23 protein-coding genes are annotated in these 15,471 nt (G+C 69.5%); 11 read left to right on the top strand and 12 right to left on the bottom strand.

The features are described from left to right. Positions 1 to 74 precede the first annotated feature (74 nt). The 4 genes from ITP53_RS30610 to ITP53_RS30595 form a co-directional block, all read right to left on the bottom strand. Positions 75 to 344, bottom strand: coding sequence for a GlsB/YeaQ/YmgE family stress response membrane protein (locus ITP53_RS30610; protein ID WP_195898929.1), 270 nt, complete (start codon positions 342 to 344; stop codon positions 75 to 77). A 97-nt stretch (positions 345 to 441) separates the two neighbouring features. Then, entirely contained in the window at positions 442 to 729 is a 288-nt protein-coding gene (locus tag ITP53_RS30605; protein WP_195898928.1) for a GlsB/YeaQ/YmgE family stress response membrane protein, read from the bottom strand. A 184-nt stretch (positions 730 to 913) separates the two neighbouring features. Continuing rightward, on the bottom strand, positions 914 to 1,375 hold the full coding sequence (ispF, locus tag ITP53_RS30600) for a 2-C-methyl-D-erythritol 2,4-cyclodiphosphate synthase (RefSeq protein ID WP_195898927.1): 462 nt from the start codon (positions 1,373 to 1,375) through the stop codon (positions 914 to 916). A 17-nt stretch (positions 1,376 to 1,392) separates the two neighbouring features. Beyond that, a complete protein-coding gene (locus tag ITP53_RS30595; RefSeq protein WP_020544658.1) occupies positions 1,393 to 1,875 on the bottom strand; it encodes a CarD family transcriptional regulator in 483 nt (160 codons plus the stop codon). A gap of 251 nt (positions 1,876 to 2,126) precedes the next feature. On the opposite strand from ITP53_RS30595, the gene ITP53_RS30590 reads away from it, so the two are divergent. Further along, a complete protein-coding gene (locus tag ITP53_RS30590; RefSeq protein WP_328816278.1) occupies positions 2,127 to 2,714 on the top strand; it encodes a copper chaperone PCu(A)C in 588 nt (195 codons plus the stop codon). A 111-nt stretch (positions 2,715 to 2,825) separates the two neighbouring features. Here ITP53_RS30590 and ITP53_RS30585 read toward each other — a convergent pair whose 3' ends face one another. Together ITP53_RS30585 and ITP53_RS30580 are read right to left on the bottom strand one after the other, a co-directional pair. Next, positions 2,826 to 3,518, bottom strand: coding sequence for a response regulator transcription factor (locus ITP53_RS30585; RefSeq protein WP_195898926.1), 693 nt, complete (start codon positions 3,516 to 3,518; stop codon positions 2,826 to 2,828). After that, positions 3,515 to 4,690, bottom strand: a complete 1,176-nt coding sequence (locus tag ITP53_RS30580) for a sensor histidine kinase (RefSeq protein WP_195898944.1) — start codon at positions 4,688 to 4,690, stop codon at positions 3,515 to 3,517. The genes ITP53_RS30585 and ITP53_RS30580 overlap by 4 nt, the downstream gene beginning before the upstream one ends. A gap of 133 nt (positions 4,691 to 4,823) precedes the next feature. Between ITP53_RS30580 and phoU the strand changes: the two genes are divergently transcribed. Beyond that, entirely contained in the window at positions 4,824 to 5,468 is a 645-nt protein-coding gene (gene phoU / locus ITP53_RS30575) for a phosphate signaling complex protein PhoU (protein WP_195898925.1), read from the top strand. Between the two features lie 43 nt (positions 5,469 to 5,511). Then, the gene (locus tag ITP53_RS30570; protein WP_195898924.1) at positions 5,512 to 5,760 is read left to right on the top strand and encodes a hypothetical protein; all 249 of its coding nucleotides are present in this window, start codon (positions 5,512 to 5,514) and stop codon (positions 5,758 to 5,760) included. Between the two features lie 28 nt (positions 5,761 to 5,788). Here the strand turns inward: ITP53_RS30570 and ITP53_RS30565 are convergent, their stop codons facing one another. Genes ITP53_RS30565 through mshA form a run of 3 tightly spaced genes read right to left on the bottom strand, consistent with a single transcriptional unit; the run spans position 5,789 to position 8,329 of the window. Beyond that, complete coding sequence (locus ITP53_RS30565) at positions 5,789 to 6,532, bottom strand: phosphoglyceromutase (RefSeq protein ID WP_195898923.1); 744 nt, start codon at positions 6,530 to 6,532, stop codon at positions 5,789 to 5,791. A gap of 10 nt (positions 6,533 to 6,542) precedes the next feature. Then, positions 6,543 to 7,034: a type III secretion system chaperone family protein gene (locus tag ITP53_RS30560; RefSeq protein ID WP_195898922.1), complete on the bottom strand. Its 492-nt coding sequence runs from the start codon at positions 7,032 to 7,034 to the stop codon at positions 6,543 to 6,545. 17 nt (positions 7,035 to 7,051) lie between these two features. After that, positions 7,052 to 8,329, bottom strand: a complete 1,278-nt coding sequence (gene mshA / locus ITP53_RS30555; RefSeq protein ID WP_328816273.1) for a D-inositol-3-phosphate glycosyltransferase — start codon at positions 8,327 to 8,329, stop codon at positions 7,052 to 7,054. A 114-nt stretch (positions 8,330 to 8,443) separates the two neighbouring features. On the opposite strand from mshA, the gene ITP53_RS30550 reads away from it, so the two are divergent. Both ITP53_RS30550 and ITP53_RS30545 read left to right on the top strand, forming a co-directional pair. Next, positions 8,444 to 9,187, top strand: a complete 744-nt coding sequence (locus ITP53_RS30550; RefSeq protein WP_195898920.1) for an SDR family NAD(P)-dependent oxidoreductase — start codon at positions 8,444 to 8,446, stop codon at positions 9,185 to 9,187. After that, positions 9,180 to 9,974, top strand: a complete 795-nt coding sequence (locus ITP53_RS30545; RefSeq protein WP_195898919.1) for a class I SAM-dependent methyltransferase — start codon at positions 9,180 to 9,182, stop codon at positions 9,972 to 9,974. Before ITP53_RS30550 ends, ITP53_RS30545 begins: the two co-directional genes overlap by 8 nt. 102 nt (positions 9,975 to 10,076) lie before the next feature. Here ITP53_RS30545 and ITP53_RS30540 read toward each other — a convergent pair whose 3' ends face one another. Next, positions 10,077 to 10,580, bottom strand: a complete 504-nt coding sequence (locus tag ITP53_RS30540) for an O-acetyl-ADP-ribose deacetylase (protein WP_195898918.1) — start codon at positions 10,578 to 10,580, stop codon at positions 10,077 to 10,079. A 54-nt stretch (positions 10,581 to 10,634) separates the two neighbouring features. Here ITP53_RS30540 and ITP53_RS30535 point away from each other — a divergent pair, with 54 nt between their 5' ends. The 5 genes from ITP53_RS30535 (at position 10,635) to ITP53_RS30515 (ending at position 13,382) form a co-directional block, all read left to right on the top strand. Continuing rightward, a complete protein-coding gene (locus ITP53_RS30535; RefSeq protein ID WP_195898917.1) occupies positions 10,635 to 10,991 on the top strand; it encodes a BlaI/MecI/CopY family transcriptional regulator in 357 nt (118 codons plus the stop codon). Next, a complete protein-coding gene (locus ITP53_RS30530; protein WP_195898916.1) occupies positions 10,988 to 11,893 on the top strand; it encodes a M56 family metallopeptidase in 906 nt (301 codons plus the stop codon). Before ITP53_RS30535 ends, ITP53_RS30530 begins: the two co-directional genes overlap by 4 nt. Positions 11,894 to 11,953: 60 nt before the next feature. After that, the gene (locus ITP53_RS30525; protein WP_195898915.1) at positions 11,954 to 12,445 is read left to right on the top strand and encodes a helix-turn-helix domain-containing protein; all 492 of its coding nucleotides are present in this window, start codon (positions 11,954 to 11,956) and stop codon (positions 12,443 to 12,445) included. Between the two features lie 3 nt (positions 12,446 to 12,448). Further along, positions 12,449 to 12,871: a hypothetical protein gene (locus tag ITP53_RS30520; RefSeq protein ID WP_195898914.1), complete on the top strand. Its 423-nt coding sequence runs from the start codon at positions 12,449 to 12,451 to the stop codon at positions 12,869 to 12,871. 142 nt (positions 12,872 to 13,013) lie between these two features. Continuing rightward, the gene (locus ITP53_RS30515; protein WP_195898913.1) at positions 13,014 to 13,382 is read left to right on the top strand and encodes a DUF2516 family protein; all 369 of its coding nucleotides are present in this window, start codon (positions 13,014 to 13,016) and stop codon (positions 13,380 to 13,382) included. Here ITP53_RS30515 and ITP53_RS30510 read toward each other — a convergent pair whose 3' ends face one another. Next, complete coding sequence (locus ITP53_RS30510; RefSeq protein ID WP_195898912.1) at positions 13,383 to 14,018, bottom strand: SGNH/GDSL hydrolase family protein; 636 nt, start codon at positions 14,016 to 14,018, stop codon at positions 13,383 to 13,385. It abuts the gene before it with no gap. 54 nt (positions 14,019 to 14,072) lie between these two features. Here ITP53_RS30510 and ITP53_RS30505 point away from each other — a divergent pair, with 54 nt between their 5' ends. Beyond that, positions 14,073 to 14,807, top strand: a complete 735-nt coding sequence (locus ITP53_RS30505; RefSeq protein WP_195898911.1) for an alanyl-tRNA editing protein — start codon at positions 14,073 to 14,075, stop codon at positions 14,805 to 14,807. Here ITP53_RS30505 and ITP53_RS30500 read toward each other — a convergent pair. Next, positions 14,804 to 15,471 (bottom strand): TetR/AcrR family transcriptional regulator (locus ITP53_RS30500; protein WP_195898910.1); only part of this gene is annotated, 668 nt, incomplete at its 5' end. The genes ITP53_RS30505 and ITP53_RS30500 overlap by 4 nt on opposite strands.

Genomic DNA, 15,471 nt, shown 5'->3' with positions numbered 1-15,471 from the left:
GCAAACTAGCCCAAAAGCGCCAGAAACGACACGGGCCCACCCGGGAGGACCGGGCGGGCCCGTTCGTCTCACGTCTAGGTACTGGTACCGCGCCGTAGTCCGGCGACGAGGCCGACGCCGACGATCGCGAGCACCACCTGCATCACCAACTCGATCCAGTCGATGCCGGAGGTCGTCTGCACACCCAGCACCTGCGCGAGCAGCGTGCCTACCAGCGCGGCGACAATACCGACGACGATGGTGAGTATCCACCCGATGGCCTGCCTGCCAGGCAGCAGGAGGCGACCGATTGCGCCGATCACGGCGCCGATCACAATGGCGCCAAGGATGGACTGGATTGTCATGACACGAAACCTCCCCGTGAGAGTGAGCGGTTCACTCTCACGGGGAGGTCGCTACCCGATCTACGGCGATTATGCGCCGCCTTGACGAAGGGGCAGGTCAGGTCTGTGTTCTGCGGGTACGGCCACCGCGTCCCATGCCCATGCGCGTCACGAGGAGCACACCCAGGACCGCCAGCACGAGTTGGAGAATGTGCTCGATCCAGTCGATGCCTCTGGTGTCGGCCCAGCCGGCCGCCTGCGCGATCAGCGTGCCGATCAGGGCGGCCACGATGCCGACGATGAGGGTCAGTCCGATGGACATGTTCTGCTTGCCAGGCACCAGCAGCCTGGCCAGGGCACCGACGATGGCGCCGATGACTACTGCGGAAACAATCGCGCCGATCATGTGTAGCTCCCCCCGAGACGTTCACATGTCTTTGGGGAGACCTACCCTCTGAAGTGGGTGAACAACCAATGGGAAGGCGGCGGTCCGTACCGCGCCAGTGACGAACCGCCGCCTCCGACATGGGCGGGCTAGGCGACGACCCGCCAGGACACCCTCACGTATCCCGCAGTAGGACGCCCGGCGCTCAGGAAAGGTTGACCACGAGCGCGGTCGCGACCGCCGCGATCCCCTCGCCGCGGCCGGTCAGCCCGAGTCCGTCGGTGGTGGTGGCGGACACGCTCACAGGCGCCCCCGCGGCGGCGCTGAGAGCCTTCTCCGCCTCTGTACGACGCGGCGCCAGCTTGGGACGGTTGCCGATCACCTGGATGGCCACGTTGCCGATCTCGTAGCCCGCGGCGCGCACCTGGCGCGCGGTCTCCGCGAGCAGGTCGGCGCCCGAGGCTCCCTTCCAGCGGGGATCGGCGGTGCCGAACAGCCCGCCCAGATCACCCAGACCGGCGGCGGACAGCAACGCGTCACACGCGGCGTGCGCGGCGGCGTCGCCGTCGGAATGGCCGTCGAGCCCGGTCTCACCCGGCCAGTGCAGGCCGGCGAGGTTGAGCTCGCGTCCCGATGCGAACGGGTGGACGTCGACTCCGACGCCCACCCGTGGAAAATTCGCGCTCAGGAGTTGAGAACCTCGTCGAGCAGGGCCTCGGCCTTGTCCTCGTTGGTCTTCTCGGCCAGAGCCAGCTCACTGACCAGGATCTGCCGAGCCTTGGCGAGCATGCGCTTTTCGCCTGCGGACAGCCCGCGCTCGCGGTCCCTCCGCCACAGGTCCCGAACCACCTCGGCGACCTTGTTCACATCGCCGGAGGCGAGCTTCTCCAAATTGGCCTTGTAGCGACGAGACCAGTTGGTCGGCTCTTCCGTGTGCGGCATCCGAAGGACATCGAAAACCCGCTCAAGGCCTTCCTGGCCGACAACATCGCGCACACCGACGAGTTCTGCGTTTTCGGCTGGCACCTGGACGGTAAGGTCGCCCTTGTCGACCTTGAGCACCAGGTAGGTCTTTTCCTCACCCTTGATGGATCGCGTCGTGATTGCTTCGATCCGAGCAGCCCCATGGTGGGGGTAGACGACAGTGTCGCCGACCTGGAAAGTCATGTGACAAGTACCCCTTCCGCTGTACTCCAGAGTACCACGCATCCACAGCCTCCCGGAACAGTGAAATCCTCATAACTGCAGGTCAAGGCCGCATATTGGGACTTGACAAGCGCTCGACTCTATGAATCGCATTTGCCGACATAGCGAATGACCTGCGGGGGTGTGGATATGACCATGCATTCGGGTGGATATGGTGGGCGCTGCCCATCGCGCATGCGCGAGACCCGCGCCAGACCAAGGAGAACCCGCCCGTGACCAGCCGTCGCTGGAATGTCGTAGCCGCCGCGTTCTTGGCAGCCCCCGTGCTCGCGGGCTGCGGGGCCGGAGTCGGCGCCACCACCAACAAGCCCTATGCGCCCAACGAGGCGCAAGTGTTGATCGAGAACGGCGCGTACGGCAGCTCACGCGGCATTCACATCCCGCAGGCGTTCATCCTCGGCCCTGACTCGGGATCCCAGCTCGCCTGGCGCGGTTCCGCCCCGATCTACCTGAACATCCTCAACACCGCCGGCACCCCCGACACCCTCCAGGCGGCCTCCGCGGGGAGCATGGGCACGGTGAAGATCACGGCCCCGATCCAGCTCCCGAGCAACCAGCTCGTGAACACCGGCAAGCCCGCCCCCCAGATCATGCTCGAGGCGATCCCCAAGAGCCTCAGAGGCGGCGAGTCGATCAAACTGGACCTCCAGTTCGCCAACGCCGGGATCATGTCCATGAACGTCCCTGTGGTCACGCGCAGCCGCGAGTTCGCGACCTACCCCCCGGCGCCGAACGCCACCCCGCCCGCCACGCCCACCGCGACACCGTCGCCGTCGGCCCCCGCGGAAGAGGCCCACTGAGCGAGCGGGACAGGCGCACTGAACCCGAAGAGGCCCGCTGAGGTGAGCACGCTGAGGTGAGCACGCTGAGGTGAGCACGCGCCCTTGCTCCGCGGCCGGAGCAAGGGCGGCTCACTCCTCGACGGCGTCGAACTTGTAGCCGAGGCCGCGCACGGTCAGGATGCAGCGCGGGTTGGACGGGTCGGCTTCGATCTTCGCGCGCAGGCGCTTGACGTGGACGTCCAGGGTCTTGGTGTCGCCCACGTAGTCGGCGCCCCAGACCCGGTCGATGAGCTGGCCGCGGGTGAGGACCCGCCCGGCGTTGCGCAACAGCACCTCCAGCAGCTCGAACTCCTTCAGCGGCAGCTGCACCTGCTCACCGCGTACCGCGACCACGTGTCTGTCGACGTCCATGCGTACGGGGCCGACGGCCAGCACGGCCGTCTCCAGCTCCTCCACGACGTCGCCCTGGCGGCGCAGCACCGCGCGGATGCGGGCCACGAGCTCGCGCGAGGAGAACGGCTTGGTCACGTAGTCGTCGGCGCCCAGCTCCAGGCCCACGACCTTGTCGATCTCACTGTCCTTGGCCGTCAGCATGATGACCGGCACCTTGGAGCGCTGCCTGAGCGAGCGGCACACCTCCGTACCCGGCAATCCCGGCAGCATCAGGTCGAGCAGCACCAGATCGGCGCCGTTGCGGTCGAACGTGTCGAGCGCCTCGGGACCGGTCGCCGCGACCGACACCTCGAAGCCCTCCTTGCGGAGCATGTAGGAAAGGGCGTCGGAGAAGGACTCCTCGTCCTCCACCACCAGAACTCGCGTCATTGGGCTGTCTCCAGGGGAATCGCGGGTGGTACTGCCACCGCCGTGCCACCGAACGCGGGCAGGCGGAGTGTGAACGTGGAGCCGGAACCTTCCTTGCTCCAGACGGACACCTCGCCGGCGTGCGCCGCGGCGACGTGCTTGACGATGGCGAGGCCGAGCCCGGTGCCGCCGGTCGCGCGCGACCTGGCGGCGTCGACCCGGAAGAAGCGCTCGAAGATGCGCTCCAGCGACTCCTCTGGGATGCCGATGCCCTGGTCGCTGACGCTGATCTCCACCGAGTCGCCCGCGGGCCGCACGCTGACGACCACCCGGGTGTGCTCGGGGCTGTAGGCGACGGCGTTGTCGATCAGGTTGCGCAGCGCGGTGACCAGCAGCTCGTCGTCCCCCCAGATGCGCAGGCCCTCGGTGCCGCCGGTGACCAGGGCGATGTCCTTGGCGGCGGCCTTGGTGTTGCAGTGGTCGAGGGCGTCGTTGACGGCCTCGTCGATCGAGACCTGGCCCGGAGTCGGGATGGCCTCGGCGCCCTGGATCCTGCTGAGCGTGATCAGGTCCTGTACGAGGTAGTTGAGGCGGGCGGCCTCGTGCTGCATGCGCCCGGAGAAGCGGGTGACCGCCTCCGGGTCGTCGGCGGCGTCCTGGATGGTCTCCGCCAGCAGGCTCAGCGCGCCCACCGGGGTCTTCAGCTCGTGGCTGACGTTGGCGACGAAGTCACGGCGTACGGCCTCGACCCTGCGCCGCTCGGTCTGGTCCTCGGCGAGCACCAGCACCTGGCCGTACGAGCCGAGAGGGGCGACGCGGACGGCGAAGTTCGTGGTCTCCTGGCCGAACTTGTGGCCGGCGACGTCGATCTCGCTCTCCCTGATCTCGCCGTCTCGGCGTACCTGCCGGGCCAGCGCGAGCAGTTCGGCGGCCATCAGGCGGTCGCCCTTGACCAGGCCGAACGCCCGCGCGGCCGAGCTGGCGCGCAGCACGCGGTCGTGGGCGTCCAGCACCACGGCGGACGAGGGCAGCACGGCGAGCACGGACGCCACGCCCTGCGGCAGCGCGGCTCCCGTCTCGACCCCGTCGTCGGCCGCGCTCGATCTGCTGGGGGCCTCGATCTGGTTTCTGTAGAACAGGATCGCCAGCGCGCCCACCACGAACCCGGCCAGGGCCGCGAAGCTCATGGCCATCTCACTCATGCTTCCGATGGTAGGCGGCGTTTCCCCAGGGACAGACCCCCTCATCAGGGGATGAACAGCCCTTTCCCGGAAAGTTCATCTGGCGGTAGGGGTTCGTTCATCGATCCACACGTACGGTGACGACATGCGCGATGCGTACCATGAAGAACTCGACCTGCTGACTGACAAGTTGGTGGAGATGACCCGGCTGGTCCGCTCGGCCATCTCTCGCGCCACCACGGCGCTCCTCGACGCCGATCTCCAGCTGGCCGAGAGCGTGATCTCCCGTGACGAGGAAGTGAACGCGATATTCACGGAGATCGAGGCGTCGATCTTCGAGCTGATGGCCAGGCAGCAGCCGGTCGCGGTGGACCTGCGGATGGTGATCACGGCGTTGCGCATGGGCACCGACCTGGAGCGCATGGGGGACCTCGCCGTCCACGTCGCCAAGGTGGCCCGCCTGCGCCACCCCGACTCCGCGATCCCGCCGGAGTTGCGGCCCACGATCCTGGAGATGGGCCAGATCGCCGAGAACCTCGTCACCAAGGCCGGCAGCTGCGTGGCCTCGCGCGACGTGGAGTCGGCACTGGAGCTGGAGCAGGACGACGATGCGATGGACCGGCTGCATCGGAGGCTGTTCAGGAACATTCTGGCCAAGGATTGGCAGCACGGCGTGGAGCCGGCGATCGACATCACGCTGATCGGCCGCTATTACGAACGGTACGCCGACCACGCCGTACGTGTCGCGGGAGACGTCGTCTACCTGGTGACCGGCGCCCGCCCGAGTTAGGGGCCCCTCCTCCGGCGTTAGAGTGCGGGAGAGGTGAGGACGCATGCCGGACGAGCAGCCCACGGAGACCGGTAACTGCTACGCGTGCAAGCGCGAGTTCAGCTACGACCCGAAAGAGGTCACCACGTTCCTGGTCGACCTCGCCACCGGGTTGCCGCCGGGACTGACGGCGTTCGGCACGATACGTCCTGCCACGCCGGAAGCCGTGCAGAGGTCGGTCGACCTGCCCGTCTGCCCCGACTGCGTGGCCGCCGCCAAGCGCGCGGGAGAGGCCGGCGGGCTCTGGCGCTGAGGCCATGCCCGCCGGTGTCCGTCGCCGCTCAGCGGCCCTGGTTGGCGACGGCTTCGATGGCGGCCTTGGCGGCGTCCGGGTCGAGGTAGCGGCCGCCGGGCTGCTTCGGGCGGAAACCCTCGTCGAGTTCGTACAGGAGGGGGATGCCGGTGGGGATGTTGAGGCCGGCGATCTTCTCGTCGCTGATGCCGTCGAGGTGCTTGACCAGGGCGCGCAGGGAGTTGCCGTGGGCGGCCACGAGCACGGTGCGGCCGGCGGACAGGTCGGGGACGATCTGGTCGTACCAGTAGGGGAGCATGCGCTCCACCACGTCCTTCAGGCACTCCGTCCGCGGCATCAGCTCGGGCGGGAGCAGGGCGTAGCGGGGGTCGCCCGCCTGGGAGTATTCGTCGTCGTCGGCCATCGGGGGCGGCGGCACGTCGTAGGAGCGGCGCCACAGCATGAACTGCTCGTCGCCGAACTCCTCGCGGGTCTGCGCCTTGTTCTTGCCCTGGAGGGCGCCGTAGTGGCGCTCGTTGAGCCGCCAGCTCCGCCTGACCGGGAGCCAGAGCAGGTCGGCCTCCCCCAGGGCCAGCTGGGCCGTCTGGATGGCTCTGGTCAGCACGCTCGTGTGGACGACGTCCGGGCGCAGGTCGTTGTCGAGGAGCAGCTTGCCGCCCCGACGGGCCTCGTCCTCGCCCTTGGCCGACAGGCTCACGTCCACCCAGCCGGTGAACAGGCCTTTCGCGTTCCAGTCACTCTCGCCATGCCGCAGCAGCACCAAAGTCGCCATACGGGCAATCCTATGGTTCCCGGGATGCCGCGGGGTCGGCGAAGCGGGCGAAGGCCTGGAGGTTGGCCAGCGACTCGCCCCGCTTGGCGCGCCACTCCCACTCCCGCCTGATCGACGAGGCGAAGCCCAGCTCCAGTGCCCGGTCGAACCAGTCGTCCGAGTACGTCAGCACGCACCCGAGCAGCCGGTCCACCTCGTGCTCCGTGACGGCCGCCAGTGGCACCCGGCCCACCAGGTAGACGTCGCCGACGGGGTCGAGCGAGAAGTGCACGCCGTACATCGAGCCGTTCTTGCCCAGCAGCCAGCGGTAGAACTCGGTGTGGTTCTCGTCGGGCTGACGGCAGAAGAACGCCTCCATGTGCAGCACCCGCTCCCCCACGATCAGCCACGTCATGGTGGCGAGCTTGTGCTGTCCCGGGAGTCTGACCAGGAACGCCCCTGGCCGCGGCTCGTCGTAGGAGACGTCCGCGGCCTTGAGCGCGGCTTCGACGACATCGCGCATGAGACCAACGTACTTGGCTACAGGTTCACCGCCACCGGTGTCTTGTGCAGGTTCGCGACGGCGGCGGCGTACACCTCCATCAGCCGGGACGACGTGGCCTGCCAGCCGAAGGCGGCCGCGTGCGCGCGGGCGCCCGCCGACAGCTCCTCGCGCCTGCGGGGCGCGGCGAGCAAGCGGCGGAGCACGTCCGCCCACGTGGCCGGGTCGTGGTCGTCGACGAGCACACCCGAGATCCCGTCGCGTACGGCTGTGCGCAGCCCGCCCACCGCGGCGGCGGCCACCGGCGTGCCGCACGCCTGGGACTCCAGGGCGACGAGGCCGAACGACTCGCTGTAGGACGGGACGACCGTGACGGACGCGGCGCGGTACCAGTCCGCCAGCTCCTCCTGAGCCGCCGGGGGCACGAGGCGGACGACGTCCGAGATGCCGAGTTCGGCGGCCAGGTCGGCGAGGAGGGACGGGCGGGCCAGGCCGTTGCCCGAGGGGCCGCCGACGCAGGCGACCACCAGGCGGCCACGCAGGCCGGGGTCGTCGATGAGCATTCTGGACGCGGCGCGCAGGAGCACGTCGGGGGCCTTGAGCGGCTGGATGCGGCCGACGAAGAGCAGCACGTGCGCGTCCTGCGGCAGGCCCAGACGGCGTCTGGCGGCGCCCTGGGACGCGGGCTGGAAGACGGTCAGGTTGACGCCCGGGTTGACGACGGCGACGCGTTGCTCGGGGGCGCCGTACAGGCTGATCAGCTCCTGGGCCTCGTCGACGGTGTTGGCCACGAGGCGGTCGGCGACCTCGACGACCTGTTCCTCGCCGACCACGCGGGCCCGGGGCTCCGGCCTGTCGCCCTCGGCGAGGAGGAGGTTCTTGACCTTGGCCATGGTGTGCATGGTGTGGACGAGGGGCACACCCCAGCGTTCCTTGGCCAGCCAGCCGACCTGGCCGGACAGCCAGTAGTGGGAGTGGATCACGTCGTAGCGGCCGGGGTCGTACATGGCCTCGGTGCGCAGCACCTCCGACAGGAACGCGCAGAGCTGGCCGGGCAGGTCGGCCCGGTCCATCTCCTCGTACGGCCCCGCGGTCAGATGGCGGACGAAGACGCCGGGGGCGAGTTCGGCCACGGGTGGCAGGTCGCGGGCGGTGGCCCGGGTGAAGATCTCCACCTCCACACCGAGCTGAGCCAGCCGTTTGGCGGACTCGACGATGTACACGTTCATGCCGCCCGCATCACCTGTTCCCGGCTGCTCCAGCGGCGACGTATGCATGCTGATGGTCGCGACCCGGCTGACCCGTCGTCGCCTCACTCGGCACCACCTCCAAGCGGGAACAACCATCGAGAATTTTTCGACATTCCCGACACTCAGTCACAACTGGGGTACAGAACTCCTATTCCGGAGATGCCTGGCAAGATGGTCGGCATGCGGAAGACGGCTGTGGTGACCGGGGCGAGCAGCGGGATCGGCGCGGCGACCGCGCGCCGGCTCGCCGCCGAGGGATACGACGTGGTGGCGGGCGCCCGGCGTCGCGAGCGGCTGGACAAGCTGGCCTCGGACGTGCCCTCGATCAGGCCGGTGACGCTCGATGTGACCTCGCAGGAGTCGGTCGACGCGCTGGCCGGGTCGCTGGAGCGGTGCGACGTGCTGGTCAACAACGCCGGTGGCGCCTTCGGTCTGGAACCGGTGGCGGACGGGCGGGTGGACGACTGGCAGCGGATGTACGACACGAACGTGCTGGGTTCCCTGCGTATGACCCAGGCGCTGCTGCCCGGACTCATCGCGTCGGGCGACGGCGTGCTCGTGATGCTCACCTCGACGGCGGGGCACGAGTCGTACGAGGGCGGGGGCGGCTACACCTCAGCCAAGCACGCCCAGGCCACCATGACCGAGACGCTCCGCCTGGAGTTGGTCGGGCAGCCGGTGCGGATCGTCGAGATCGCGCCGGGCATGGTGAAGTCCGAGGGGTTCGCGGTCACCAGGTTCCGCGGCGACGAGGCGGCCGCGGCCCGCGTCTACGAGCGCGTGCCAGGCCCGTTGAGCCCGGACGACGTGGCCGACGCGATCGCCTGGTCCGTGACGCGCCCGGCCCACGTGAACGTCGACCGCATGATCATCCGCCCCCGGGCCCAGGCCGCGCAGCACAGGGTGCACCGCGTCAGTGAGTAAACCGGTCGGGGCGATCACGCGGGGTACGACCGGGCACAACCGGTTGCGGCGCGCCGACCGCTGGCTCGCCGCCGTACACGCGGGGTCGCTCCGGGCCGCCGCCAGGCCGTTGGTGGTGGACCTCGGGTACGGCGCCTCGCACGCCACGACGCTGGAGCTGTTCACCCGGTTACGCCTGATCGTCCCGGACGTCGAGGTCGTGGGGATCGAGATCGACCCGGTCAGGGTCGCGGCGGCCAAGCCGTACGAGCGGGAGGGGCTGAGCTTCCGGCTCGGCGGCTTCGAGTTACCGGTCTCGCGGCCCCCTGCGCTGGTACGCGCGTTCAACGTCCTGCGCCAGTACGGCGAGGCCCAGGCGTGGCACCGCTGGGACACGCTCCGCGCGAAGCTGGCTCCCGGCGGCGTCCTGGTCGAGGGCACGTCGTCGGAGAACGGGCGGCGGGCGGTCTGGGTGGGACTGTCGCGGGAAGGGCCCGCCACGATCACGTTCTCCGCCCGGTTCGACGCCTTCGAGCGGCCTTCCGACCTGGCCGACCGGCTGCCGAAGACCCTCATCCACCGCAACGTGCCCGGTGAGCGGATCCACGCGTTCCTGCGGGACTTCGACCACGCCTGGGCGGTCAGCGCGGCCTATGGCGCCCATGGGGCGCGGCAGCGGTGGCTGGCCTCCGTGGACGTGCTGGCCAGGACCTGGCCCGTGCCCGTGCGTCCGCCGCTGGGCGGCCCCGCCAGGTGGCGACTCGGCGAGCTCACCCTCCCCTGGGCGGCGGTGGCACCCGACCGCTGAGGTCGGGCCGGCCGTAGCGCCCGATCGCAGAAGCCGGAGCCGCGCTTCAGCTGAGGTCAGGGCCGCGCTTCAGCCGGTGTCAGAGCCGCGCTTGAGCGGTGGTCAGAGCCGCGCCTCGAATGCCGCGTGGGCCTTGGCGTCGAACAGCACGAACGTGACCCGCTCCACGGCCGTCTCCGCCTGCCGCACCGTCTCGACGGCGATCCTGGCGGCGTCGTCCATGGGCCAGCCGTAGAGGCCGGCCGAGATCGCGGGGAAGGCCACCGAGGTCGCCCCCAGCGAGTCGGCCACCCGCAGCGACTCGCGGTAGCACGACGCCAGCAGCTCGGAGCGGTCCTCCGACCTCGAGTGGACCGGCCCCACCGTGTGGATGACCCACCGCGCGGGCAGCCGCCCGGCCGTCGTGGCGACCGCCTGGCCGGTGGGCAGTCCCCCGCCGTATCGGGAGGCGCGCAGTCTCCTGCACTCCTCCAGGATCTCGGGCCCGCCACGGCGGTGGATGGCGCCGTCCACGCCTCCCCCGCCCATGAGCGAGGAGTTGGCGGCGTTCACGATGGCGTCCGCCCGTTGTTCGGTGATGTCGCCTCGGACCAGCGTGATATCCATCTCACCAGCATCCCGGATGCCAGCTCGACACGTCGTAGAGCTACTCTGAAGGACGTGAAGGGTCTTGGCGAGCTTGAGCGCAGCATCATGGACATCCTCTGGGCGGAGAGTGGCGCGCTGACCGCGCGCGAGGTCGGCAGGCTGATCGCCGACCGCGACCTCGCCCCGACCACGGTGATGACCGTGCTCGACCGTCTCACCCGCAAGGGCTTCCTCGAGCGGACCCGTGACGGCCGCGCGTGGAGGTATGAACCCGCCGAAAGCCGTGACTCGTACATCGCCGAGCTTATGCTGGAAGCCTTGGACCTGACGGGTGACCGATCGGCCGCCCTGACCCGCTTCGCCCAGGCCGTGTCCGGCCCCGAGGCGGAGATCCTGCGCAGAGCCCTCACGGAGCTGGAGGAAGAGTGATCACGGCAGCGTCGCTGGCCGCGCTCGCCATGGCGTGCGCGCTCGGCTCCTGGCGTTTCACCACCGCCCGGTGGACCTCGCGTGCCCCCCGGCTGGCCATCATTCTCTGGCAGTCCCTGGGCCTGGCCTGGGGTCTGGCCACGACCGGCGCCATGCTGGCGTACGCGGTCGAGCCCTACAAGGTGAGCGTGTTGCCGGGGCTCATCGCGTTCGCGCGGGGCGAGGCGCCGCTGGAGCCCTGGGACGCGTTGCACGTGCTGGCCATGATCGCGGGCATCACCTCGCTCGCCGTCCTGGTCGTCGTGCTGGTCACGGCGGGCGTGCAGACGTTGCGGGCCCGCCGGCGGCACCGCGTGCTGCTCGCGCTGATCGCCCGCGACGACCCCGGCGTGCCGGGCGTGCGGGTGCTCGACCATCCGGGCGCGACGGCCTACTGCGTGCCGGGGCTGCGCTCGCAGGTCGTGGTGAGCGAGGGCGCGCTCAAGCTGCTGTCGGAGGACGAGCTGGCGGCCGTGCTCGCGCACGAGGCGGCGCACGTACGCGAGCGCCATGACCTGGTGCTGCTGCCGTTCGCCGCGCTGCGCAGGGCGCTCCCCTGGTCGAAGGTGGTCGCCGACGCGCACGCGCAGGTGGAGCTGCTCATCGAGATGGCCGCCGACGACCGCGCCCGGCGCTACTGCTCGCCGCGCAGGCTGGCGACGGCGCTGCTCAGATTCGGTACGGCGGGCGCCATGCCGACCCCGAACGGCATGATCGGCGTGCACGCCCACGACGTCATGGCCAGGGTGGACCGCCTGATCAAGCCGGGCCCAGAACTGGCCACGTCAGTGCGTTATGGCTTCATCACACTTTCTGTGACTTTGCTCACCGCCGCACCCTTCCTGTGGGTTATCCAGCTCTGATGCTTGCTGCGGTTTATCGCCCCGTTTGCAATTGCAAGCACCGCGAGGCAGACTATCCGCATGGCACTACCCAAAGTCGGCTCGATCGGTGAATACATCCGCGAGCAGCGGCAGCAGGCGAAGATCTCGCTGCGCCAGCTCGCGGCGGCGGCGGGGGTCTCCAACCCCTACCTGAGCCAGATCGAGCGCGGCCTGCGCAAGCCGAGCGCGGAGATCCTCAACCAGATCGCCAAGGGTCTGCGGATCTCCTCACAGGCGCTCTACGTGCAGGCGGGCCTGATGGAGGACCGCGAGCCGCCCAGCGACGTGATGAGTGCGATCAGGGCCGACACGAATCTCACCGAGCGGCAACGCCAGGTGCTGATCGATATCTACGAGTCGTTCCGCAAGGAGAAGCGCGCCGAAGACGAGCAGACCTCCCAGAACGCTCGCCTTCGGCGCGACTCCGAATCGGACGACGAGCCGCTGCCAGAGGACTTTCTCGCCGCCCTCGAGCCTTACGCGGCGACCTCTCGCAACGGCAACGTCAACCAGGAAACCAAGGAAGGTTAACCCATGACGCTCGCCACTGAGGTGAAGAAGCTCACCGAATCCAAGCCGTTCTACGCTGTCGCCGGTGCCGGCGACTACGCTGTCGAGAAGCTCCGCGAGCTGCCCGAGCAGCTCCAGAAGCTGCAGACGCGGCGCACCGACCTCGCCAAGGACCTGCCGGTGCGGGCCAGGGAATACGCAGGCAAGGCCGAGGGCTTCGCCAGGGAGTTCCCCGAGCGCGCCCGCGAATACGCCGACCAGCTCGGTCACAAGGCCACCGAGGTCTACGAGGACTTCGCCACGCGCGGCCGCAAGGTCGTCAGCAAGACCACCGGCGAGGCCGCGCTCGAGCTCGAAGAGATGTCGGAGACCGCCGAGCCGCCCGTCGCCAAGCCGGTCAAGAAGCCCAGGACCACCACCACCCGGACCAGCAAGGCCAAGGCCTGAGACAGCGGCAGCGCCCGCCTTCCGCACACGCAGGTTCCTCCCGGTGCGGGAGGCGGGCCTTCCCCTTCGGGGGTGCCCGCATGCCGTGGCCGCCTATTAGGCTGGGGCCGATCTCATCGCGGCGTTGGGCGGAGCCAACAACATGAACCTGATCAATGGCGTATTCAATTTCCTCTTCCTGGTGCTCGCCGCCATCATCTTCGGCATGTCGGTCTACGCGCTCGTGCACGCGATCCGCGTGCCGACCCCCGCGTTCGTCTCGGCGGGCAAGCTGCAGAAGAACATCTGGCTGCTGATCCTCGTGCTGGCGACCCTGTTCTCAGGCGCGGGCGCGTGGAGCTACTTCAACGCCTTCATGTTCTTCGGCGGCGCACAATTCATCGGCATCGGCCTGGGCATCTTCTCGATCATCGCCGTCATCGCGGCCACCGTCTACATCGTGGACGTCAAGCCCGCCGTCAAGGGCATGGGCGGCCGGGGCAACAGCGGCGGCCCCTACGGCCCCTGGTGATCAGGAGAGCTCGGCCGCCAGCCACGCGGCGAGCCGCTCATGGCCGGCCAGCGTGGGATGCACACCATCGGGCAGCAGCACCTCCGACGGCTCTCCCGTGACCCACCGCCTGCGCAGGGGGTCGAGGAAGCGCACCCCCGCCGCGCCGGCCACCTCCGCCAGGACGTCGCGCACCCGGTAGCCCTTCGGCGGCGCGCCGTTCAGCCAGATGGGGCCGACCATGACGATCCTGGTGGCCGGCCAGTGGCCGCGCACCTCCCTGAGCAGGGTCGTGGCGGCCTGGCGCACGCGCCGGGTGCTCCAGCGCCGGTCGTTGTGACCCCCCGAGATGACCAGCAGGTCGGGCGCCGGGCGCCAGGCCAACTGCACCTCGAACGAACGCCGGAACGTCCGCCCGACGCGGCCCTCGTTGACGTAGCCCGTGCCGCCCGCGCCGGCGATGATCGGCTGCGAGCCCATCAGCCGCGCAGTCTCCGACGCGTACGTCTGCCACGAGCGCACCGGCCCGGAACCGACCGTGTAGCTGTCGCCCAGGAACATCATCACCGGCGGCGCCGGCCGGGCGAGCGCGGGCGTCGGAGCGCCGCGAATGCCGCCGTCACAGCCTCCGGTGAGCAGCGCCATCACCACGATCACCGGTGCGATTCTGTGACGCGTCCGCATACGACCTCGGGGCACTAGGCTGCCGATATGACCCATGACCTCCACGGGCGCACTCAGCGGCTGGAACTGTCCGACCAGAGCCTGCGCGACTTCGAGGCCGTCGTGCTGGACGCGACGCCTGAGGGAGTCGTGCTGAGCCGGTCGGCATTCTATCCGGGTGGGGGCGGCCAACCGGCGGATCAAGGCGTTCTGATCTGGCAGGGCGTCGAGACCCGGATCGTCGGTGCGCGCAAGGGCGACGACCTCTACCTCATCCCGGCGGAGGGCGACCCGGTCCCGCCCGTGGGCACCGTGGTCACGGCGGCGGTGGCCGACGAGCGGCGCTCGGCCCTGATGCGTACGCACTCGGGGCTGCACGTGCTCTGCGGAGTGGTGTTCAGGGACTACGGCTGCCTCGTCACCGGCGGCAACATGGACGAGCTCACCGCGCGGATGGACTTCAACCTGCCCGAGGTGCCTCCGGGGTTCAAGGAGGCGGTCGAGGACGCGTGCAACGCCGAGGTCGTCGCCGACCGGCGCATCGACGTGCGGGTCCTGCCGCGCGAGGAGGCGTTCCAGATCCCCGACATCATCCGCACGGCCACCAACCTGGTGCCGGAGACCGTCCAGGACGTACGCGTCGTCGACATCGTCGGGCTCGACACCCAGGCCGACGGCGGCACCCACGTGGCCTCGACCAAGCAGATCGGGCACATCAAGGTCGCCAAGGTCGAGAGCAAGGGGCGCGGCTTCCGCCGCCTGCGCATCCAGATCTCCGGCTAACGCCCCTCGATCACCGTGGCGAGGCCGTCGAGCAGCGGGTCGAGCCCGAACTCGAAGAGCCGGTCCAGGTCGAGGTCGAAGTCGCCGTCCATCTCGGCCATGGCTTCGACGAAGGCGGGATAGCGGCCGGACTCGGTGACGTAGCGCATCTCGTGCATCCGCTGGGCCACCCATTCGTCGCCGGTGATCCCGGTCGAGGTGCGGGCCCGCGCCTCCAACTCGAGGTGGGCGGCGATGCCCTGCACGTAGCTGTAGAGCAGGATGTTCACGTACATCTTCGTGGTGGCGTCCAGCTCGGTCCCCTCCAGCGCCACCAGGGTCCACTCGGTGTATTGGAGCAGGCCGGCGGCGGGGAGCGGCCGGGTCAGTGAGGCGATCCCGGCCATCCACGGGTGGGCGCGGTAGGTGGCCCACTGCAGGCGGGCGAAGATCTCCAGTCTGGCCCGCCAGCCGTCCGGCGGCGCCTCGGGCAGCGGAAACTCCTCGATCACGGCGTCGGCCATCAGCATGACCAGGTCGTCCTTGCCGCCGACGTGGCGGTAGAGCGACATGGTGGCCAGGCCGAGCCGGCCCGCGACCGAGCGCATGGTCACCTCCTGCAGCCCGTCGGCGTCGGCGATCTCGATGGCCGCCCGTACGATGCGCTCGCGGATCAGGTCGTGCT

The organism is Nonomuraea cypriaca, assembly GCF_015645445.1.
GTDB lineage: Bacteria > Actinomycetota > Actinomycetes > Streptosporangiales > Streptosporangiaceae > Nonomuraea > Nonomuraea cypriaca.
This window is presented reverse-complemented; position numbering and strand designations above follow the sequence as displayed.